Genomic DNA, 20,833 nt, shown 5'->3' with positions numbered 1-20,833 from the left:
TAAGAATAAAGTGACAATTGCGAGGCTTTCGTAAGGCGGTTGGTGCTAATTTCTGCCACCAAGCGAAGTGTTTGATCTGAAGGTGAGATTTCGCGAATGGTGGATAAGAGATGTACGAACCGCGTATAAAACGTAGTGTGTCGCAAATGTTGTCATTCATGCTGACAGTGTAAAGAGAATCTGTATGAAAAAAAGTGCCAACGATTACTTGACAGTAACACTTATGTGTTAAAATTGTAAAAAGAATTGACTTTTTGTAGAGGAGATGCTAAAGTTTAAGTAGGCCGTAGGGAGGCAAGGGTAATGCCCTAATCCAAATATCCTATTAGCGGGATTAAGAATGGTATATCCATTCTTTTTTTTTACCGAAAAGAGGTGATTTGATGGCAAATATAGAACCGCCAATAACACTTGAAGAACAAGTAATGCAAATGAAAAAATATGTTTCGTTTAGACAGCGTAAGAAAATGAGAGAGTTTCTTGAGTATGTAGGTTATTTTCGTGCGAGTAGATATGGAAAGTTTTTGCTGTCAAGAGTTGGTGTGACAGGTGCCAAATCAAAAGAGGATGCATTATTTGCTTTGTATAAGTTCGATGTGGAGCTTAGAAGAATATTGAATTTTTATTGTAATAGGACAGAGGTACGCTTTAAAAGTGCATTATCTAATGCCTGTTCAATAAAACTGAATAGTGGAACTTTTTATTTGGATAAACAGTCATATACTCCTTCACAAGGTGAAAAGGATGCGAAGAAAAGAAAGCAAAATATAGCGTTTTTTAATAATTATTTCTATAAAGATATTCTTGATAAAGAGAAAAAACTGCGCAAGGATGTACGAAAATATCTTGAATTGAAAGAATATAGAAAAGGTGGAAATAGACAAAATAATAAATTGCCAGTGTGGGTTGCGTTTAGTTATTTTGAATTGGGAACAGTAACGATGATGTATAATTACTTGCGTGGTGATTTTCGAAAAGCAATTTTAGCATATTCTTTTGCTAAAACAGATTATGCAAAGAGAGATACAGAAGTTACGGATACATGGTTGGATGCCGTAAGAAATCTTAGAAATTACTGTGCTCATAATTCTATGTTAGTAGGTATGACTTCGTCGGTTGTATTATTAGACTCAAATGATGATACAACTTTATTACAGGCAGACAATGACTTATTTTCGAGAATCTATGCATTAAAGAAATTGGTTCCAACTGCTGATGTTGATAATATGAAGAATGATATTAAAAAATTGATTAAGGAAACTCCGGTAGATGTATATTTATTGGGAATTCTTCCGAGTAATTGGGAAGAAATTTATGACAAAATAGTTGAATTTTAAAATAGCATAAATCATATACTATTTATGGCCGTAGAGAGGCATGGGTAATGCCCGAAACCAAATATCTCATTAGCGGGTAGGCAGTCAGAGTGGTGGCTGCCTATTTTTGTAGGAATAATGTTGGAACAAGAGTATAATTATATTGGGACAATTATTGGATGAGTTGCTATAAAATTTAAAAAGAAGTTTGTTAGATATAAGGAATTAGGAAAAGAAGTAAATTAATAGGATTTTAAAAGAAACATGTTGTTGTGTCGGTGGCACTTGTACAATTAGTATTAGACAAGGAGAAAATTTGGCTTAGTGCTATTAATCATGTGGATTACGATATAGATGAAAAGAAAGGATTGGGGGCAAGAGGTATATTATGAAAGAACGAGAATTATTTGAAATTACGTATTTACCACTTCACATTTCTTTATTAGCGTTGGAAGATGCAAAGTTGCCGAAATACCTTGGTTCCACATTAAGAGGAATTTTAGGACAGGCATTATATAAAACAAATCGAGAAGTTTATAAATTTTTGTATAAGAACGGGAAGCAATGTAAGGATAAGCAGGATATTGTAAAGCCATATATCATAATTCCACCAGTAGTTTGTGGAACAGAGTTATTCGTGAAAAAAGGCGAAGAATTAAATTTTGAGATTTTGCTTTTAGGAGATGCGATACAATATGCTTCCGCATTGATAGCTGCATTACAGAAAGCAGAACAGTTCGGAATGGGAGCGCAGAGATACTCGTTTCGTTTATTTAGAATTATCAATATTTTGGAACAAAGGGTTCTCTGGCAGACGAAAATGTATTCTATGGCAGAAATAAATGCAAAGAAACTCTCATGTCTAAAGTTAGAAACTGTTACCGGAGTAGTTGTGAAATTGCAGACACCACTTCGAATTCGGCGAGGTGGGAAATTGTTAATGCATATTTCATTTGAGACGTTGATCCGAAATATTACGAAGCGAATTGTGATGATTGTAGAACGATATGGCGGATGGGTAGATTATGATGAAGTTAAAAATATTCAAATGCTCGCGGCAGAAGTGCAGACAGTAAGAGAAGAATTAGAGTTAGAGGTTCTGGAGCGCTATTCCAACCGGTTGCATGGGAAAATGGATTTTAGTGGTTTGATTGGAGAACTAGAATATGCGGGAGAACTAGAATATGCGGGAGAACTGACGCCGTTTGTTCCGTGGCTTGCGACGGCAGAAGTGTTGCATATTGGGCGTAATACGACATTTGGAATGGGAAATATTCAAGTGTATTTTATATGATAATGAGAAAAGGAGTAGATGTGATGGATTCGAAAACAATTGAAAAAATCAAAGAGAACTATAAGAAAATGGAAAAGAATTATGTAAACCAGTTGTTTTTTCAGACAACACATGGAAGTACGATTGGACGCTATAGGGAAAAGATTTGGGAAGAAATGTTCGAGTCAATTGTACCTAAAAAATTTGTGATTGAACAATCGGTTTTTATCATTGATTCCAAGGGAAATGTATCCAATGAGGTTGACTTAGCCATTTTTGATGAGATGTATACACCGTATGTTTTCCGATATGGAGAAATTAAGTTTATCCCGATTGAGGCAGTGGTGGCAGTAGTGGAATGCAAGAGCACTTCTATGGATGAAAAGTTGTTGGAAAATTGGATAAATAGTATAGAGCAATTAAAAACTTCCAATAGATCCGTTGTTCGGACTATTAATAGAATTGTGTGTGGAGAGAAGGAACCAGTATCGACACAAACTGCGACTCGGCCGTTACGTATTTTATGTTGCTTAAATCAAGAATATAAGAATTTACAAGAAATAGTTGATTTTGATGTGGTTATAAGGGCGGGAGAAGAAAAATTAGACATCGAATGGTCTTCAAAAGCAGAAAATCTGTATGAGTGGTATACAGAACTAAATCATGCACAAGAAGAGAAAACTCTTAAGGAAGAAGAAAAGCAAGAATCAGTTTCTTTGCAAAAGGCAAAAGACCAAAAGTTGGATGATTACGAAGTGAAGTTTGGAGAAGAAAAGTTATCTTTAATGACATTTAATTTCCAATTCAATCAAGTCTTGATGCTGATTAACAATCCAATGCTATTTCCACATATCGCATATGCCGAGATGTTTAACGGGAAAATTGGCGAGGAGGCTAAAAAGGAAGGGGAATCATAACATGAAAAAACAAGTTGTTGCGTTATCTGTAGAAAAGGTACAGACATTTTTGACGGAAGTAATCCGCTCGCATGTGCAGGAAAAGCAGACAGAAGACGCTACTTTAAAAGGAATTGTAAATTCTTCTAATCAGATTTCGAAAGATTTTTTTGAGTCGATTGAAAAGAAGTTTTTGAATGTTGAGAAAAAAATATTATTGAAATGTTCGGGCGTATACATTTTTAAATGTGATTTGCCGGAAAACGAGCTGGAAAACAGATTGAATGAGTTATTTCGAGAATATTACATAGTATCTCAGGGACAAAAATTACTTCGTTGGTATTATTTTCCTTCTGGAAATTGTAATAATCTTAAGTCAATTGAGAAATCGAAGGCAGCTTTGAAACAGACCCAAAACTGGGGATACATTATAGAAAAAAATCAGCATATTCTGTTTCAATGCAATCAAGTGCTGGAAGCAAAAGAAAAGGGCTATGAAAAGGAATTCTTAGACGTATTTTCAGAGGATATAAATGCACTGAAAACTGAAAAAAATACGGAAGGAAAAAGATTTCGGATTGCCGTTATCAAAGCGGATTTGGATGGAATGGGGGCAATGTTCAAGAACATTAAAGAGTATCATACATACCAAAAGGTTAGTGAAATTCTCAACGAACATGTTTCTTTAGAAGGACTTTATAAAGCGGCGAGTAACGATAAGCAAAAGCGGAAACAGAGATGGCTTTTTCCGTTTTATATTGCAGGAGATGATATTTTCTTTGCGGTAGCCGTAGAAGATTTGATTTCAGGTATTAACATATGCAAAAAATTGATGCAAACAATTAATGAAAAGCTGCAAACGAGTGGTATTTCGATACCATTGAGTCTAAGCATTGGAGTGACGATTACCTTTAATAAAGAGCCGATTCGTTATTACATGCAAATGGCAGAAAATCAGTTAAAGACTGCAAAATCAAAAGAGATCTCAGGGCACTTTAAAGGTTCTTCAGTAATGAAAATTTCTATTGGAGATCTGGTATTTATCAGTGTAGATAAGAAGAAAGAAGAATTTTCTCAAAAGCAGCCGTTTCCTAGTTGGGAGGAATTTTTAGAAGATTTGCGACTTTTGAATGAGATAAGAGATGATAAAGGTAAATGCAGTGAAATACTCGGAAAGACAAATTATTTTTATACGCTATTGGAGGATATTTCAAATGAAGCGGTGCGAGAGAATGATGTAACTTATATCAATCATGTTTTGTATCATTTACTGCCGGATTATTTGGAATGTTCTGACAAGAAACTCCGGGAAATGGAGACTCGGCTGAATTATAACTTGATAAAGCAATTGTATGATGGAAAGAAAGTATTGGATATTGCAGGAAGAAAACAACATTTTGAAAAATATTTGCGGTTGATGATTTTGTTTAGCGATGTACGTTTCAGTATTTTCAAGAAAAAAGCGAAGAAGGAATGGAAACCAAGGGAAGAAAGGTTATATAAATATTTATTTAAGAAACCGAGGACATATTTATATCAAAAATGTTTGAATGGGAAAAATCCTGAACTGACAGAGATTTTTGTAAGGGAAGTATCTCTAAAAAGGAGAAAAGGATATCAATACCTTGTGCTGGAAACGTCAATGTTTTATCGATTGAGAAATGTGGAATCCATACCAGTAGAAAAAGTAGCGAATATGATAGAATTGCGTAATTCATTCACAGAGAAGGAAATTCAGCAGGCAAATAATACAAGGATAGAAAAGAAAAAACTTCCAAGGCGCTTGTATTTTGATAAGGAGAAATTTAAGGATCTTGCGAATGAAGAGAATTGGACTCCTGAATTTGTGGATTCTTTGATGTTATTTTATCGATATAATGAATTGGTTATGGAAACGAGTAAAGTGGAACAAGAGAAGGAGGAACATTGACATGGGAAATGCGATAAAAATAAGAGTAAAGACACTGGCAAATCTGTTCGTAGGAGGAAATCTGAGACCGTTCGAAATCGGAGGAATTGATCAGTGGACGGCAGTGGATGAGGAAGGATTTCCATGTATTCCGGCATCTTCATGGAAAGGCGCAATTCGTGCAATTGTGCAGGCGGATGATAGTGATGTGGCAAAAGAGATTGCTCAGTGGTATGAAGAGATGTTGGAAGCAGAAAAACAGGAAGCCCAAAAGTGGATTGAAAAGTTATGTTCGGAAGAAAGACAAAGAGATTATCAAGAAGAGAAGGAACGGATTGAAAAGCGTTATACTGAGGCAATAGATGCGGCATCGGCATGTTATCTTTTTGGAATCAGAGAGTTTAATAATACACCGAAATTGCTATTTAATGATTTGAGATTGCGGGAAGAGTGCCGTGACTTGAAAAAATGTTTTTCAATTGATGCAAAAACATCTATTGATTGTAGTGGAACAGAACCGAAATCCAACCCTAGAATTTACAAAGCAGTCAGAAAAGGCATGGAATTTGAAGGGGAAATTGAATTCTATCATTTTGATGAAGAAATATGTCAAAAGTGTAAAAGATATTTGATTCAAAATTTGGAAAAGTTTAATGATGGTATTTATCGACTTGGCGGCTCCAAAAGCCGTGGTTATGGAAAAATTCATGTATCGATTTTAGAAGATGGGAGAGAGGACAGTGAAGAATTATAAAGTGACATTAAAATCTGTTGGACGGATTACGCAATTACCGGACTCTCAAAAGATTTTTGGAGCATTGATTACAGCGCTTTCAAGATTTTGTGGTGCGGAAGAAGCAACAACATTGGTAAACGCTGTTTTTGAGAAAAAGAGTCATATCGCAGTTTCTAATTTACTTCCGTTAGACTATTTTCCCGTTCCTCAAGATTATATTGTGGACAGACTGGCTGAACAAACATCAAAACAGGAATCTTTAAAAGAGAAACGGGCAGAAGTAAAAGCAAGGGATTTTGTAAAACTGAATGATTTAAATAGAATCTTGAAAAATCCGGAAAAGTGTAAAAAAATATTTCCGTATGTGAAAGTATTAGATAGTTATCAACAGAGAGCGTCTGTGGAAAGCACTTTCTATGGAATTGAGGGACTGGAAACGAAGCTATATACGGTTCCAGTTGTAACAATAGAAGAAGTTGTTAAACAAAATAAGGGAACGAATATCGTTTCGGAATTCTGCTTTTATTTGCAGGGAGATGAATCCGTGGTTTCTGTAAAAGAGGTCATAGAGAAATTTATACAGAGTGAAGAATCTATTATTTTAGGGAAAAGAGCATCCCAAGGATTAAATAAGTATAAGATTATTTCTATAGAGGAAATAGAGATTCAAGAATCGGACTACTATTTGAACTTGGGGATGTTACTGCCTGAGAAAATTGACTTTCGGAAATCTACATTGAGGTTATTTACTTCTGAGCGCCGACCATTTACAATGCCGGGAGGCTGGAAAAAAGACAGTAAATATTTTATTAGTTTTATTGACAGTGGAAGCATAATTGCATTGAAAGATAAAATGGAACAGGCTGGTAAGTGTGTGCGCTCACCATTTAACCAAGAAAGGGATATTATTTTTGGAAATGCTTTTTTGTATCCGGTTATATTAGGAAAAGGGGAAAGTAAATGAAAGAAATAAAATATGAAATGCAAACATTATCAAGTCTGATTTTGTCGCCAAGATCCGGACAGGCTTTATATAAAGATGTAGATGAGTTTGAAACAGCATCTGAGGTGTCGAATAACAAAGGAAAAGAGGTAAATTGCATCTATCCTTTTTACCAATATGGCGAATATAAAAAATATCATCCCAAGGACGCAGAGTATTATATTCCGGGGAGTTCTGTAAAAGGTGCATTACTGAAAGATAATAATCGAAATATTTTGATGGCAGATGATATACAAGTAAAGAATTCGGATATTGTGCTTCGCAATTTATATAAAGCACAGCATATTCAAGAAAAAGCTACGGCGGAATTTTCAGTTTTCTTTGAGAATGTTGGTGTGGAAATGATAAAAGCAGGGGCAAACTTGCAAGGGAGTTTATATTTGAAAGATGATGTGGAGTTTTCGACAATTTTAAAGTCAGCAAATGAAGATACCAGGAGAAAGATGAAACAGATGCAGGCATATCTTCAGGAAGTTTTAAAGAGACAATATAGTACAGAAGGATTTAAGGATATACTTAGAAAAATAAATACAGGATTATCTTGTGTGTTAAAGTGTGATAATGTGATTTTACTAGGTGGTTATAAAGGATTACTTCATTCGATATTATTGGATGCGAAGCAAGAAGAGTATTCTAACGGAATATACATAGACAATGAGAAAAATTTGCCACATGGGATTGTTTGCCTGACATATAAGAGATAATACGGAGGGTTCTGTAAGAATAGAAAAATGTAGTGAAAATATACACAGAAAATGTTGAGTGCGAATACCTGGTAAACAGAAATTTCCTAGGGGATTCGCACCGAAAAACATGTCGTATTTGGGTTAAATATGAAATTGATTGTGTGATAGTCTTGTAATGTTGGGAAAAAATTAGTATAATTAACAAAAGATTGACTGATTATAAAAGAAAAAATTAGTCAATGTTGCAGTCGCTCCCCTCGTGGGAGCGTGGATTGAAATCCACCCGTTTACAAACACATGGATAACAGGGATGTCGCTCCCCTCGTGGGAGCGTGGATTGAAATTGTCTACGCCTGCCGAAATAATCAATTCCCATTTGTCGCTCCCCTCGTGGGAGCGTGGATTGAAATCAAGATATTCCAGTTATTTCTAAGACAAAATTGTCTCCGTCGCTCCCCTCGTGGGAGCGTGGATTGAAATCACGAGAAACTTTGTGGGAATGAGTGGGGAGTGTGGTAACACAAACAATTAAATATTGAATTTGAGGGGGACTTGGAAAAAAGTATCCCTTTTCAACGTAAGGCGTTCAGAAATGAGCGTCTATTTTTTACCCAAAATGAAATGAGCATTAAATTTATGAAAAAGATATTGAAACGATTGTGTACGGGGGCTTTGCCTTTTGCGACTGTATTTACTGATTTGTCGGCTATACCCGTTTTTGTGGAACACAAGTAATACTGTACTGGACGAAGTCAGAAGAGCGTGTCGGTATCGTTGAAAAAGTGATGAATGACGGTTCAATTGGTTCTACCTTTAATGAGGGATACATAAGCCGAGGGTGAAACTGCCTGTTGTATTGACATGAATACCGCCTTTCAGAACGGCTGCAAGACCAAAGCCGACGCAAGCGCACGTAAGAGTGGCGCAAAGCAGCCGGCTAAAAATGTCAAGGTACTCTCTATTTTGCGTTCAAGAATATCTAGTGTGCTGTATCATTCATATTTCGCATAATGACTTGCCTGAATTCCACTCTACTGCGTTGTCGTCAATCGACGATGCCACTGCATCGCCTCACTCCGCCGCCTTGCAGACTGAAAATTCATTCTGTGTCATTATGCTGAAAGTGAATGAGACAGTACACTAGTCCCAGTTGATTGGATTGCAATCGTCTGGAATTTCACCAGAGAGAGCCCGTTTACATTGAATCACTTTTGACTGGATACATTTTGTACGTTTTTGAATCATCTCCAATTCTCGTTTTGACTGTTCTAATAATGCTTCTAAAATCTCATATCGCTCCGGCAAAGTTTTGCTGCCGGCAAGACAAAGTTCAAAATAATGTTTGATATCAGAAAGAGACATTCCACTTTCTCTTAAAAAACGAATGCAAATCAGCCAATTCAAGGATTCATCGTCAAATACACGATTCCCATGTTTGTCATGTTTCAGAGATGGGACGAGTTCTAAATTTGTATAGTAACGAATATTGTGAACTGACATTTGGATTTTCTTAGATGCTTCTTTAACGTTGTATGTCATAGTTTTCTCCTCTTCTTTATAAATGATTTATTTACTTTAGAGATTTTTAATATATTACTCGTTGACTTAGAGTTACTCTAATGCTGTGTGATCAGTTTATCATCTAACAGAAAAAGATGCAATGGCAATGTTGATGATAAAGAAAGTGTACGAGAAGAAAGGGGTTTAGCAATGAGCAAAAAAATATTGATTTTAGAAGGAAGCCCGAGAAAAAACGGCAACACAGATTTGATGGCACAAGAGTTTGCTGTCGGAGCAACTGAGGCAGGTCACAAAGTAGAAAAAATCTATATCAAAGATAAAACAATCAAAGGTTGTCTTGGCTGTGGTGCCTGTCAGAGAAATGGAGGAAGCTGCGTACAGAAAGATGATATGACAGAAATCTACGAAAAGATTGCTGCAGCAGATGCAGTTGTATTCGCATCCCCTGTGTATTTCTATTCATGGACATCTCAGATAAAAACGGTTATTGACCGCACTTTTGCAATAGAGCCAACGTTGACCGATACCAAATTTTATATGCTGAGTGCAGGTGCGGCGCCAGAACTAAAGTATATGGAAAATATGACAAAAACTTTTGAATTATATATTAGTTGTTTCCGTGCCGGAGGTGTTGAAAATGCAGGCGTTGTTTATGGACTTGGAGCAAATGCACCTGGAGATGTGAAAAACACAGAAGCAATGACAGCAGCATATGAATTAGGAAAAACGGTTTAAAAGGAAAAGAGGAAAAGAAAGATGGAATTTACATATTATAACCCTGTGAAATTATTTCATGGTGCAACAAAAATTGGAGAGGTAGCAGAAGAAGTAAAGAGCTTTGGAGACAAGGTACTACTTATCACAGGTGGTGAAAGCTTTCATAAAAACGGATACTTTGATAAGTTAAAAACGGAATTAGAAGAAAAAATGTACAGATATATGAAATCAGCGGAAACAGAAAACACTCCTTTCCACTGTTCGTAAGGGCATGGAGCTGGTAAAGGCAGAAAACATTTCATCAATTCTGGGAATTGGTGGAGGGGTCTGCATGGATTTGGCTAAGACAATCGCCTTTGGGGTAAAGCAGACAACAGATATTTGGGACATTTTATCCTATGCAAAGAGTCCGGATACAATGGAACACTTGCCTGTTGGTACAATCGTAACCTTCCCATCATCCGGTTCTGATATGAATGGCAGCACACAGATTACAAACGATGAGACAGAGGAAAATGCCGGGCTGGCAGAGGTATACCCTAATTTTTCATGGCAAAATCCAGAGTATATGCTTTCTATTGGAAATGAAGCTCTTATTTCCGCACAAATGACGGCTTATGTACAGTTAGCACTAGGGTATATTGGACTTGGAAAATCAGATATGCCGAAAATACATCTTTGGCACTTATGAATACCTTATTGGATAATCTGGATAAAGCCATTGCTGACTCAAATGATGTTGATGCAAGAAGTATTCTCATGGCAACAAGTGCATTAACTGTGAATGGTCTTACAACGCTTGGAAAAGCGGGAGACTGGGTACTTTATCCGTTAAATGCTATTGTTATGGATTACTGCAATGTTGCATACAAGCCATGTATTACTGTGATTTTTCCTTACTGGATTAAGATGATTTATGATGGTCAGGAAGAAATCAATTCCTATTTTAACAAGGCATTTGATGTTGTAATAGATGGCCGAGAAAAAAGGATATTTTAAAAGATGGCTTGAAAGCGATTTTTAAACTTTACAGAAAGTACAATCTTCCAATCAATTACAGCGAAATTCATGAGGTAAAAGAAAATAGCAAGGCATTACAAGAATCACTGGAAATGCTTGGTGGAATGCAGTCGATTTATACAGAATTGACAACAGAAAAGGTTATGCAGATGATAAATGAAGCAATTCATGGAATTTAAGAAGTCATAAATGAGCAAAAAGGATTTTATTAATTTTTGTATGTTTTCAGTTACTCAACACAAAATAAATCAAGTGTCTATATAATATAAAGATTGTAAAAAAATTGACAAAAGCAAGGAAAAAACTGTTGACAAAGCACAAAAATAGTCATACTATTTCCATATAAATACTGCATAGTGCACAATGCAAAAGACAAGGAGGGCTTCAATGAGGAGAAAAGTTGTAGCAGGGATGTTGACATTTGCAATGTTTGGAATGTCACTAAGTAGTTTTTCGCCGACACAGGTATGTGCGGCAGATGATTTGGGAAAAGTAGAAGTGCATGTATCTGCAAAAGAAGGAGGATATGATCAGACACTTCCTGATCTGCAGTTTGAGAAAGCAGATACAGCACAGAGCAGCGGATATGTAAAAGTATATCCGGACGAAAAAAGACAGACGTTTCTTGGTGTGGGAGGGGCGATGACGGAGTCGGCGGCCTATAATCTGCAGAAGTTAAGCAAGGAACAGCAAGAAGAGGTATATGAAGCATATTTTGGAGAGAGTGGTGCGAAGTATTCTGTTTTGCGTTCGACGATTGGCTCAGCCGATTTTTCGACCAGATCTTACAGTTATAATGACACGGAAGAACCGGATCCAGACCTTAAGAATTTCAGTATAGAAAAGGATTGGGATTACATTATTCCGGCAATTCAAAAAGCACAGTCATACAGACCGGACATCAAATTCTTTGCAGCACCTTGGGCGCCGCCGGCATGGATGAAAAACAGTGGAGTCAGAAGAGGGCAGACGGGGACAGCAGGACTTAATTTTGTTGATAACTCTGTGAAACCGGAATATTATAAGAGTTACGCCAATTATCTTGTGAAGTACATTCAGGAATATGAAAAAGTAGGAATTGATGTATATTCGTTGTCTATGCAGAATGAAGCGCAGAACAATCCGAAATGGGAGGCGGCTACCTGGTCTACCGATGCGGTGATTGATTTTGTTGGAAATTATCTTGGACCGGCGCTTGAGGAGAATCAATTAGATCCACAGCTTTTGATTTGGGATTGGGACAAAGGCAATGACCCGATGCACCATGACGGATTTGTTGATTTCAATACAAAGGTATTGAGTGATGCGAATGCAAGAAAGTATATTGATGGAATTGCTTTTCACTGGTATGCAGGGGATTTGTGGCATGAGATGCAGGGCGTTCCAATGTGGTCGGAAGATTTTTATAGTTTGGACGAAGTGAAAGCGAAGTTCCCGGATATTCATCTTTATGCAACAGAGGGATGTCAGGAGAAGGGACCTTGGTTTGGAAGTTATGATCCTGCGGATCGCTATATTTATGATATTTTAAATGATTTTGAACATGGAACGGAAGCATGGATTGACTGGAACCTTGTTCTTGACAGAGATGGAGGTCCTACACAGGGGGTTGTGAACCAGTGTCATGCACCGATCATGCTGGATGAGAACAACAATGTTTGCTATCAGCCATCTTACTATATTCTGAAGCAGATCAGCCGTACTGTACAGCCTGGAACAGTCGGCATCAAGAGTGCGACAGACATGGATATTGTCAAGACAGCAGTGTTGGATGAGGAAGGTATGATTTCGGTAATGCTTGGAAATGTTACGGACGAGGAGAAGACAGTTACGGTTGTAGATGCAGATAGAAGTGTAGATGTGACATTAAAGCCGCATTCACTGACAACAGTGAAATACGATAGTAACTATCAGCCGGATGACAGTATAGACAGTTCACTTCCAGATGTGTTGGTAAAACCAATTGCAGCAGAGGCAAGCAGTTACGAAAAAAATCCAATCTATAATTATCAGGCGGAGTCTGCTATTGATGATAGCATGAGAACGAGATGGGCAAGCGATTGGACAAATCAGGAGTATATAACATTTGAACTTTCATCGAGGGCAACGGTTTCCGGAATACAGTTGAAGTTTGAAAATGGATATGACGCACTGTATGATATTCAGGTATCGGATGATGGAAAGAATTTTAAGACAGTCAAAACGGTGATGATAGAAGAGATGAATGCACCGGAGGTTACTGTGAAGTTTGATCCTGTGAAAGCAAGATATGTCAGATTCCAAGGAATTCAACGTAATAATAGGTATGGATATTCGATTTATGATGCAAATATTTTAGTAAAACAGTAATGTTGTTATAATATTTCAGTACAAAGAAACACCTGAACTACAGTGACTTGTAATTCAGGTGTTTTCTCTTATATTATCTCATAAACTCATTTATGACATGCAGCACCCCATCTTCATCATTGGATTTCGTAATATAATCTGCTGTCTTTTTCAAGATAGGCTGTGCGTTTTCCATCGCAACGCCAAGACCTGCGTATTCAATCATAGTGAGGTCATTAAATCCGTCGCCACAGCAGATCATCTGATCAGCGGACATCCCAAGATAGTTCAGAAGTTTCTGGAGGGAGTGTGCCTTGTCAATATTTTGAGGCATCACTTCCAGGAAAAATGGCTCTGAGCGGTAAATGTTCAAGAGACTGTGGAATTTCTCTTTTAACAGCGTCTCAATTTTTTCTGTGAGTGCAGCTTCTCCGGTAATCAAAAATTTGTTGACCGGGAAGGTAACCGCTTCAGGGAAGTTCTCAACCCGCACGATTGGCATGTTGTTGATCTTGGATTCCAGCTCAGTATATTGATTCGGCTTGATACCTGAGAGTATTTCATGCTCTGTATAGGTGAGCAGATCCACATCGTATTGGCTTGCAATCTCATAGACGGCAGAAGTAACCTCAGACGGAAGTATTTTGTTGTAAATCGCCTCTCCTGTGGAGCAGTTGATGATTTTCCCGCCATTGAATGAGAGAATATAGCTTCCGTAGTCGCCGAGGTGAAGCTCCTTGGCAAGCGATACCACGCCGGGTGTAGGTCTGCCGGAGGCAAGAACTACCTTTTTCCCATTCTGCTGAATTTCGATAAGAGCCTCTCGTGTGGGAGGGGTAATTTTCTTTTCGGAGTTGGTCAGTGTTCCGTCCAAATCCAGTACAAGTATATCATAGGTCATGGTTTTGCCCTTTCTGTGTTCCGTGTATTATTTAAGCGTAAGCTCCTGAAGGCGTGTCACAATTTCAGGAAATTCCATTCCGTGTGAGGCTTTCACAAGGATCGTGTCGTCTTTGTGTAACAGTTCGTTCATCTTTGTAAAAAAGTCTGCTTTTGTATCAAAATGAACTACTTGATTTCCGGCGGAGAGTTCCTCTGCTCCGGCTGCGGTTGCTTTTGATAGTTCACCGATACAGATGACAAGATCGATCCCTTTTTCGGATGCATGTACACCGACTTGGCGGTGGAGCTCTTTTTCATCCTCGCCAAGCTCAAACATATCTCCGAGAATGGCAACTTTGCGGGTCTCGGCTCCGGAGAGCACGTCGATGGACGCCTTTGTGGACACCGGATTGGCATTGTAGCAGTCATCGATGATAAGAAGAGAATCCGTAAGAATCATATTGTTTCGTCCGGATACCGGAGTCAGACTTTCGATTCCTTTTTTGATCTCTTCAGCGGTAAGCCCGAGTTCACGTCCAACCAAAGCGCCAGCCAGCGCGTTGTACACCATATGGTTTCCCGGAATCGGAATCATTGTGTCGATGCAGTTATCCCCAAGGTGAAGTGTACAAGACACCCCTTTTAGGGAGTGTGTGTGGATATTATCGGCAAAAGCGTCAAGCTCTGTGGATAACCCAAAGAACATTGGCGTTTGTCCTTTTACATCTGTGACTGTGATCAGTTTGTCATCATCGCCGTTTAAGATGATCTTGGCGTCAGGCTGCATAAAGTCGAACATCTCTGTTTTTGCTTTCAAAATGCCGTCTCGGTCGATGAGATTTTCCAGATGGCAGAGTCCGATATTGGTGATGACGCAGATATCCGGGCGAGCCATTTTCGCAAGGCGGTGCATCTCACCGAAATGGTTGATACCCATCTCAAGCACTGCAATCTCGTGTTCATCTCGAATATTGAAGATTGTCAGCGGAAGCCCGATTTCGTTGTTAAAGTTTCCAGCCGTTTTAAGAACATGATATTTTTGCTCCAAAACCGAGGCGATCATCTCTTTTGTACTTGTCTTTCCGACACTTCCGGTGATACCGACCACTTTGATGTCAAGTGCCTTGCGGTAATGTTCTGCAATATCTTTGAGCGCCTGCTCACAGGAGTCAACAAGAATGTATGGGTGAGATACATTCTCTAAGACCACTTCGGAAAGTGTGCAGAGTGCACCTTTTTCCATCACCTGTGGGATAAAAGAGTGTCCGTCTACTCGTGCGCCTTTTATTGGAATAAACAACCAGTCTTTTTCGATTTTTCGGCTGTCGATGGCAACACCGGCCACTTCGATATGTGATACTGCTTCGCCCCCAAAATATTGTCCGTGGCATGCAGCAGTAATTTCCTGTAAAGACATATGTTTCATCGTCTGTTCCTCCGTCTATGCGTTGTAACGCGCGAGTGATTTTTGGATGATCAGTTCACAGAGGTCTCCGTATGTGATTCCGGCAGCGCGTGCCTCTTTCGGAAGAAGGCTGGCAGCGGTCATACCAGGGAGGCTGTTTACTTCGAGACAGTAAATGTCGTTGTTCTCATCTAATAAAAAGTCAGCGCGTGAGTAAATATCTAATTTCAGTGCTTTGAAAGCGAGCTCTGCAGCTCTTTGCATTCTTTCTGTCACTTCTTCATCGATATTTGCAGGACAGATTTCTTCTGTGCATCCATCCTGATATTTGTTGGCGTAATCAAAGAATCCGGTTTTTGGTATGATCTCAATTACCGGAAGCGCTTTTCCGTCGATGATGCCGACTGCGAATTCACGTCCTTTGATGTAAGGCTCGATTACAATCTCGTCCTCATAGCGGAAGGAATTCTCAACCGCTTCTTTGTATGCGTCCATCGTATCGACGATATATACGCCGATGCTGGAACCACCGGAACACGGTTTTACAACGACCGGAAGAGTAAGACCAAGATCAGAAAGAGCTGTATCTTTTCGGTCTTTTGTGAGATTGGTTCCAAGCGGTGTCGGAACGCCTGCCATCGTGAAAATCTGTTTTGTAACCCCTTTGTCCATGGCAAGCGCACTTCCGAGATAGTTTGGACCGGTGTATTTAATTCCGAGAATATCAAATGTTGCCTGTAATTTTCCATTTTCTCCGACATCACCATGAAGCCCCATAAATACAATATCTGCAAGGCGGCAGATATCGATGACATTCGGTCCCAAAAAGCAGTCGGACTGGTCTTCACGGGACGCTTTGATTGCCGCAAGATCCGGTTCTGTTGTTTTGATTCCGTCTGCAATCTCCAAGCCTGCGTTTGGAAGAGTGAATACTTCTTCTAATTTGTCGGAATCATATGGAAATCCTAAAAATACATCTAATAAAAAAGCCTGATGCCCGTTTTCTCTCAAAGTTCTGCAGATGCCGGCTCCGGAAGTGAGTGAAACGTCACGTTCTGTGCTGAGCCCTCCTGCCAATACTACAATTTTCATACTGTTTATACTCCTTTATCATCGTCTAATCGGCAATACTCATCTGGTTCAGTAATGCCTGTTTTTCATCATATAATTTGCGGGACAGATCCACATATACTTTGTGTGGATTGAAGAGACGTTTTGTCTCGTCCCAAAGTGTTTTCTTTTCTTCTGCACAGTAGGCAGCAATCTCCATGACAGACGGAGAATCATATACACATGCGCCGTTAATAAATACCGGTTTTAAAATCTCACGCATAGTGTAAGAGCCGCCGGCAAGTTTTGTCTTTTTCCAGGTGGCTGTCGGATCAAATAACAATAGATCTTCATCTGTGTCATAAGTCTCGTCTGCAAAGCAGATCAAATCTGCACGCATCTTTCCGGTCGCCTTGTCATAGATACGGTAAACGGTCTTATTGCCAGGGTTTGTAATCTTTTCTGTGTTCTCAGAAAGTTTAATCTTGGAATGAAATTTTCCATCTTCTTTTTGGATTGCAGCAAGTTTGTATACCCCTCCGAAGGAAGGACAGTCTTTGGACGTAATTAGATTTGTTCCGACTCCCCATGAGGTGATAGCTGCACCCTGGATCTTTAAGTCGTGGATCAAATATTCGTCAAGATCGTTGGAAGCGGAGATAAATGCATCTTCAAATCCGGCTTCGTCTAACATCTTACGTGCCTTTTTAGAAAGATATGCAAGGTCACCGCTGTCGAGGCGGATTCCGTAGTTGTGAAGTTCAATTCCGGATTCACGCATCTCGGTGAACACTTTGATCGCATTTGGCACACCGGATTTTAAGGTGTCGTATGTGTCAACCAACAGACAGCATGCGTCAGGATATAATTTTGCGTATGTCTTAAATGCAGTGTATTCATCTGCAAAACTCATAATCCAGCTGTGTGCATGAGTTCCTTTTACCGGGACGTCAAACATCTGTCCGGCAAGAACATTGGATGTGCCGATACATCCGCCGATCATAGCGGCCCTTGCACCGTAGAGCCCCGCGTCAGGACCTTGCGCCCGCCGCAGACCGAATTCCATCACACCGTCTCCTGCCGCGGCAAAGACAACTCTGGCTGTCTTTGTCGCAATGAGAGACTGATGGTTGATGATATTTAAGATGGCTGTCTCCACAAGCTGTGCTTCCATGATCGGTGCGACAACTTTCAAGAGCGGCTCTTTTGGAAAGACAACAGTTCCTTCCGGAATTGCATAGATATCGCCGCTAAAGTGAAAACCACTCAGATAATGAAGAAAATCTTCGCTGAACATGTTCAGATTTCGAAGATAATCGACGTCATCGTATGAGAAGTTCAAGTCTTTAATATAGTCAATTACCTGTTCCAGACCGGCTGCAATAGAATAGCCAGAACCACAAGGATTCGAACGGAAAAAGACATCGAATACAACGGTCTCATTTTCCTGACGCTCAAAGTAGCCTTGCATCATTGTAAGCTCGTACAAATCTGTTAACAGGGTAAGATTTCTGCTGTTCATCTTGTTTGCTCCTTTATTTTCTGCATACATGCATTTCTTTTTGTACACCTGATTTTTAGGATATACTTATTTCATTATATCACTAGCGTATGACAATGTAAAAAGAAAATTTATGATATGATCCATAAGATCTGACAGAACAGAAAAACGCAGCCTATGATAGCAAGGCTGCATTTTTTTGAATGGTCTCTTGGATGATATTCTGACAGTAAGCACCGAGATGCTTCTGTGTCTCTTTATCCAGTTCTTTTGGATAGACTGGTTCCCCATATTCAATGACCACGTGTGTTTTCTTGATACGTGGAAACTGGTTTTCAAAGATGGCTGCGGTATTGTTCATACTGATTGGAACAATCGGACATCCGGTCTTCGTGGAGATTTTTAAGGCGCCGTCCTTAAACGGCAGCATACTTAATTCTTCGCCCTTGTTTCGCGTGCCCTCCGGGAAGATGCAGATTGAGATTCCTTTTTTTACATACTCAATTGCCTGAAGAATCGTCTTCAATCCTTCCTTTGGATTTTCACGGTTCAAAAACAGGCAGTAAAGATATCGCATCCAGGTTGAGAGGAGCGGAATCTTTTCCATAGAGTCTTTTGCTACATAACCGGTCAGACGTTTGCAGCGGGAGTATGTCAGCAGAATATCGAAAAAACTTCTGTGATTTCCGATAAAAAGAACGGGTTCATCAGGAACATTCTCTTCCCCGATCACCGTCACTTTCACACCGGTAATCTTTAAAATTATTTTGAATCCCCATTGCACAATCCGAAGTGAGCTGTAATCTCTTGCATTTCGGTTACATTTTCCGATTAGCCACTCTATGAAAAAGACCGGAATGGACAAAATCAGATAAGTAATCAGAAAAATTACTACAAAAATAAAACGTATCATAAAATCTAAGTTCCCTTCTATTAATTATCGTCCATATAGACGAGTCACAGAACAAAGCGCTTCGGCGAGACTGTCCGACAACGCCTCTTTTTGGTAACGCCATGCCCAATTTCCATCTGCCACACCCGGACAGTTCATACGACCCTCTTTTCCAACGCCGAGAACATCTTGTAATGGAAAGACCGCATAAGCTGCAATCGAGCCAAGGCAGGTGCGGATAAAGTCAAAATGGATACTGCTTGCGTCCGTGTTCATATAGCGGCGGACTTTGTCTCTGGAATATTCGCTTGCAGTCTGATACCAGCCTGCGCTGGTGTCGTTGTCGTGTGTCCCTGTATAGCACACACAGTTTGTTGTAGTGAACTGATGAGGAAGAAATGTACTTTCCTCAGTCGATTCGAAGGCAAACTGTAGGACTTTCATACCAGGAAAATGGAATTGATCACGGAGTTTTTCGACTTCAGGTGTGATGACACCAAGATCTTCGGCAATGATCGGAAGATTTTTTCCAAGCGCCTTTTCTATGGCGAGGAAGAGATCTTCTTTCGGGCCGTGCTTCCAGGTACCGTTGATTGCGGTCTCCTCTCCGAAGGGAACTGCCCAATAAGCTTCAAACCCACGGAAATGATCGATTCTTAAGTAATCTAAAAGATCCAGTTGGTTGCGGATTCTGGAAATCCACCATTTGTAGCCCTCTTTTTTATGGGCATCCCAGTTGTAGAGCGGATTGCCCCAAAGCTGTCCGGTTGTCGAAAAATAATCCGGCGGGACACCGGCGACTGAAGTCGGATAACCTTTTGAATCCAGTTGGAACAAATGTTGATTTGCCCAGGCATCGGCGCTGTCCAAAGAGACAAAAATTGGGATGTCGCCGATGATCTGTATATCCTTTTCGTTTGCATATTTTTTTAGTGCATACCATTCTTTAAAAAATAGAAATTGAACAAAGTAATGGTATTGTATCTCGTTAGAAAGCTGCTTTTTCAGTTCTTTCTTCAGACTGTCGGTCGGTCTGCGGTATGCTTCTTCCCAGGAAAGCCAGTCCTTTCCGTCATGCATTGCTTTGCAAGCCATGAAAAGTGCATAGTCATCAAGCCAAAACTGGTTGGCATTATAAAACGCATCGTATTCTTCCAATAACATCTTGTCGGAGGTATGGAGAAAACGTGAAAATGCAGATGCTAAAATCTTGAATTTCCAAGGGATGATCGTCCCATAGTCAACATGGTGTCCGTCTCCGCGCGGGCAGTCGGAAAGTTCTGCTTCCTCTAAGAGTCCGAGTTCTTTTAAATGTGCAGGACTGATCAGCAACGGCTGTCCTGCAAATGCTGAAAAGCTTTGATACGGCGAATCCCCAAAACCGGTCGGCGTAAGTGGGAGGATCTGCCATAGGTGTTGTCCTGATTTTTCAAGAAAATCCACAAAATCATAGGCATCCTGTCCCAAATCTCCGATTCCATATGGAGATGGGCAAGATGTGGGATGAAGCAAAATCCCGGACAGACGATGTGGCTTTTCATAAGTCACTTCAGCAGTTTCAAAATTCATAGTGATGTCCCCTTTTTTATTGATTCCTGTTTTTCTCATTATACTAAAGTGCAGAAATAAAGGCAATATTTTTGAAAAAAACAGTCATTTTTGAAGACGTTCAGGTGTATGTATATAGGGAGAAGATAG

General features: G+C 39.5%; 20 protein-coding genes and 1 pseudogene. 14 read left to right on the top strand and 7 right to left on the bottom strand.

Annotated features, from left to right (window positions below):
- The first annotated feature begins 383 nt into the window (after positions 1-383).
- The 8 genes and pseudogenes from AC6I5B_RS16050 to AC6I5B_RS16015 all read left to right on the top strand — a co-directional run.
- Positions 384-1,337, top strand: a complete 954-nt coding sequence (locus AC6I5B_RS16050) for an Abi family protein (protein WP_004613400.1) — start codon at positions 384-386, stop codon at positions 1,335-1,337.
- 367 nt (positions 1,338-1,704) lie between these two features.
- Entirely contained in the window at positions 1,705-2,610 is a 906-nt protein-coding gene (cas6, locus tag AC6I5B_RS16045; protein ID WP_497773453.1) for a CRISPR system precrRNA processing endoribonuclease RAMP protein Cas6, read from the top strand.
- 23 nt (positions 2,611-2,633) lie between these two features.
- Entirely contained in the window at positions 2,634-3,506 is an 873-nt protein-coding gene (locus AC6I5B_RS16040) for a DUF6602 domain-containing protein (protein ID WP_022250244.1), read from the top strand.
- 1 nt (position 3,507) lies between these two features.
- Positions 3,508-5,415: a Cas10/Cmr2 second palm domain-containing protein gene (locus tag AC6I5B_RS16035; RefSeq protein ID WP_497773452.1), complete on the top strand. Its 1,908-nt coding sequence runs from the start codon at positions 3,508-3,510 to the stop codon at positions 5,413-5,415.
- A gap of 1 nt (position 5,416) precedes the next feature.
- Positions 5,417-6,148 (top strand): RAMP superfamily CRISPR-associated protein, encoded by a 732-nt coding sequence (locus tag AC6I5B_RS16030; RefSeq protein ID WP_497773451.1) that lies wholly within the window; start codon positions 5,417-5,419, stop codon positions 6,146-6,148.
- On the top strand, positions 6,135-7,094 hold the full coding sequence (locus AC6I5B_RS16025) for a hypothetical protein (RefSeq protein ID WP_497773450.1): 960 nt from the start codon (positions 6,135-6,137) through the stop codon (positions 7,092-7,094). Before AC6I5B_RS16030 ends, AC6I5B_RS16025 begins: the two co-directional genes overlap by 14 nt.
- Positions 7,091-7,837 carry a hypothetical protein gene (locus AC6I5B_RS16020; RefSeq protein ID WP_004613411.1) on the top strand — a complete coding sequence of 249 codons (747 nt, stop codon included), beginning with the start codon at positions 7,091-7,093 and terminating at the stop codon, positions 7,835-7,837. Before AC6I5B_RS16025 ends, AC6I5B_RS16020 begins: the two co-directional genes overlap by 4 nt.
- 618 nt (positions 7,838-8,455) lie before the next feature.
- Positions 8,456-8,740, top strand: a pseudogene (locus AC6I5B_RS16015) (hypothetical protein); the annotation flags it as partial.
- A 219-nt stretch (positions 8,741-8,959) separates the two neighbouring features.
- Here AC6I5B_RS16015 and AC6I5B_RS16010 read toward each other — a convergent pair.
- Positions 8,960-9,358, bottom strand: coding sequence for a MerR family transcriptional regulator (locus tag AC6I5B_RS16010; protein WP_004613416.1), 399 nt, complete (start codon positions 9,356-9,358; stop codon positions 8,960-8,962).
- 171 nt (positions 9,359-9,529) lie between these two features.
- Here AC6I5B_RS16010 and AC6I5B_RS16005 point away from each other — a divergent pair, with 171 nt between their 5' ends.
- The 6 genes from AC6I5B_RS16005 to AC6I5B_RS15980 all read left to right on the top strand — a co-directional run bounded on the left by AC6I5B_RS16005 (position 9,530) and on the right by AC6I5B_RS15980 (position 13,426).
- On the top strand, positions 9,530-10,075 hold the full coding sequence (locus AC6I5B_RS16005) for a flavodoxin family protein (RefSeq protein ID WP_044987532.1): 546 nt from the start codon (positions 9,530-9,532) through the stop codon (positions 10,073-10,075).
- 21 nt (positions 10,076-10,096) lie between these two features.
- Positions 10,097-10,324 (top strand): iron-containing alcohol dehydrogenase, encoded by a 228-nt coding sequence (locus AC6I5B_RS16000; RefSeq protein WP_147611271.1) that lies wholly within the window; start codon positions 10,097-10,099, stop codon positions 10,322-10,324.
- 4 nt (positions 10,325-10,328) lie between these two features.
- On the top strand, positions 10,329-10,748 hold the full coding sequence (locus AC6I5B_RS15995; protein WP_147611270.1) for an iron-containing alcohol dehydrogenase: 420 nt from the start codon (positions 10,329-10,331) through the stop codon (positions 10,746-10,748).
- Between the two features lie 68 nt (positions 10,749-10,816).
- Positions 10,817-11,056 carry a hypothetical protein gene (locus tag AC6I5B_RS15990; RefSeq protein WP_497773449.1) on the top strand — a complete coding sequence of 80 codons (240 nt, stop codon included), beginning with the start codon at positions 10,817-10,819 and terminating at the stop codon, positions 11,054-11,056.
- Between the two features lie 8 nt (positions 11,057-11,064).
- The gene (locus AC6I5B_RS15985) at positions 11,065-11,256 is read left to right on the top strand and encodes an iron-containing alcohol dehydrogenase (RefSeq protein ID WP_147611269.1); all 192 of its coding nucleotides are present in this window, start codon (positions 11,065-11,067) and stop codon (positions 11,254-11,256) included.
- A gap of 208 nt (positions 11,257-11,464) precedes the next feature.
- Complete coding sequence (locus AC6I5B_RS15980) at positions 11,465-13,426, top strand: discoidin domain-containing protein (protein ID WP_497773448.1); 1,962 nt, start codon at positions 11,465-11,467, stop codon at positions 13,424-13,426.
- A gap of 73 nt (positions 13,427-13,499) precedes the next feature.
- On the opposite strand, the gene AC6I5B_RS15975 is transcribed toward AC6I5B_RS15980, so the two are convergent.
- The 6 genes from AC6I5B_RS15975 to malQ form a co-directional block, all read right to left on the bottom strand.
- Positions 13,500-14,306 carry a Cof-type HAD-IIB family hydrolase gene (locus AC6I5B_RS15975; RefSeq protein WP_022250235.1) on the bottom strand — a complete coding sequence of 269 codons (807 nt, stop codon included), beginning with the start codon at positions 14,304-14,306 and terminating at the stop codon, positions 13,500-13,502.
- 27 nt (positions 14,307-14,333) lie between these two features.
- A complete protein-coding gene (locus tag AC6I5B_RS15970) occupies positions 14,334-15,713 on the bottom strand; it encodes a UDP-N-acetylmuramoyl-tripeptide--D-alanyl-D-alanine ligase (protein ID WP_004613423.1) in 1,380 nt (459 codons plus the stop codon).
- 15 nt (positions 15,714-15,728) lie between these two features.
- Entirely contained in the window at positions 15,729-16,784 is a 1,056-nt protein-coding gene (locus AC6I5B_RS15965) for a D-alanine--D-alanine ligase family protein (RefSeq protein WP_004613424.1), read from the bottom strand.
- Between the two features lie 25 nt (positions 16,785-16,809).
- Positions 16,810-18,264, bottom strand: a complete 1,455-nt coding sequence (locus tag AC6I5B_RS15960; protein WP_022250234.1) for a nicotinate phosphoribosyltransferase — start codon at positions 18,262-18,264, stop codon at positions 16,810-16,812.
- Positions 18,265-18,418: 154 nt separating this feature from the next.
- Positions 18,419-19,156 carry a lysophospholipid acyltransferase family protein gene (locus AC6I5B_RS15955; RefSeq protein WP_022250233.1) on the bottom strand — a complete coding sequence of 246 codons (738 nt, stop codon included), beginning with the start codon at positions 19,154-19,156 and terminating at the stop codon, positions 18,419-18,421.
- 24 nt (positions 19,157-19,180) lie between these two features.
- The gene (gene malQ, locus AC6I5B_RS15950) at positions 19,181-20,704 is read right to left on the bottom strand and encodes a 4-alpha-glucanotransferase (protein WP_022250232.1); all 1,524 of its coding nucleotides are present in this window, start codon (positions 20,702-20,704) and stop codon (positions 19,181-19,183) included.
- Between the last annotated feature and the right edge of the window lie 129 nt (positions 20,705-20,833).

The sequence above is a fragment of the Faecalimonas nexilis genome, assembly GCF_059731825.1.
Note: the sequence above shows the minus strand (reverse complement) of the source record. Positions and strands in the feature narration are given on the sequence as shown.

Coding starts and splice junctions, on each gene's coding strand:
- AC6I5B_RS15975 (WP_022250235.1), bottom strand. CDS start 14,306: ATGACCTATGATATACTTGTACTGGATTTGGACGGAACACTGACCAAC.
- AC6I5B_RS16005 (WP_044987532.1), top strand. CDS start 9,530: ATGAGCAAAAAAATATTGATTTTAGAAGGAAGCCCGAGAAAAAACGGC.
- AC6I5B_RS16020 (WP_004613411.1), top strand. CDS start 7,091: ATGAAAGAAATAAAATATGAAATGCAAACATTATCAAGTCTGATTTTG.
- AC6I5B_RS15960 (WP_022250234.1), bottom strand. CDS start 18,264: ATGAACAGCAGAAATCTTACCCTGTTAACAGATTTGTACGAGCTTACA.
- AC6I5B_RS15970 (WP_004613423.1), bottom strand. CDS start 15,713: ATGAAACATATGTCTTTACAGGAAATTACTGCTGCATGCCACGGACAA.
- AC6I5B_RS15965 (WP_004613424.1), bottom strand. CDS start 16,784: ATGAAAATTGTAGTATTGGCAGGAGGGCTCAGCACAGAACGTGACGTT.
- AC6I5B_RS16000 (WP_147611271.1), top strand. CDS start 10,097: ATGGAATTTACATATTATAACCCTGTGAAATTATTTCATGGTGCAACA.
- AC6I5B_RS15990 (WP_497773449.1), top strand. CDS start 10,817: ATGGCAACAAGTGCATTAACTGTGAATGGTCTTACAACGCTTGGAAAA.
- AC6I5B_RS15955 (WP_022250233.1), bottom strand. CDS start 19,156: ATGATACGTTTTATTTTTGTAGTAATTTTTCTGATTACTTATCTGATT.
- AC6I5B_RS15980 (WP_497773448.1), top strand. CDS start 11,465: ATGAGGAGAAAAGTTGTAGCAGGGATGTTGACATTTGCAATGTTTGGA.
- AC6I5B_RS16035 (WP_497773452.1), top strand. CDS start 3,508: ATGAAAAAACAAGTTGTTGCGTTATCTGTAGAAAAGGTACAGACATTT.
- AC6I5B_RS15995 (WP_147611270.1), top strand. CDS start 10,329: ATGGAGCTGGTAAAGGCAGAAAACATTTCATCAATTCTGGGAATTGGT.
- AC6I5B_RS16010 (WP_004613416.1), bottom strand. CDS start 9,358: ATGACATACAACGTTAAAGAAGCATCTAAGAAAATCCAAATGTCAGTT.
- AC6I5B_RS16040 (WP_022250244.1), top strand. CDS start 2,634: ATGGATTCGAAAACAATTGAAAAAATCAAAGAGAACTATAAGAAAATG.
- AC6I5B_RS16050 (WP_004613400.1), top strand. CDS start 384: ATGGCAAATATAGAACCGCCAATAACACTTGAAGAACAAGTAATGCAA.
- malQ (WP_022250232.1), bottom strand. CDS start 20,704: ATGAATTTTGAAACTGCTGAAGTGACTTATGAAAAGCCACATCGTCTG.
- cas6 (WP_497773453.1), top strand. CDS start 1,705: ATGAAAGAACGAGAATTATTTGAAATTACGTATTTACCACTTCACATT.
- AC6I5B_RS16030 (WP_497773451.1), top strand. CDS start 5,417: ATGGGAAATGCGATAAAAATAAGAGTAAAGACACTGGCAAATCTGTTC.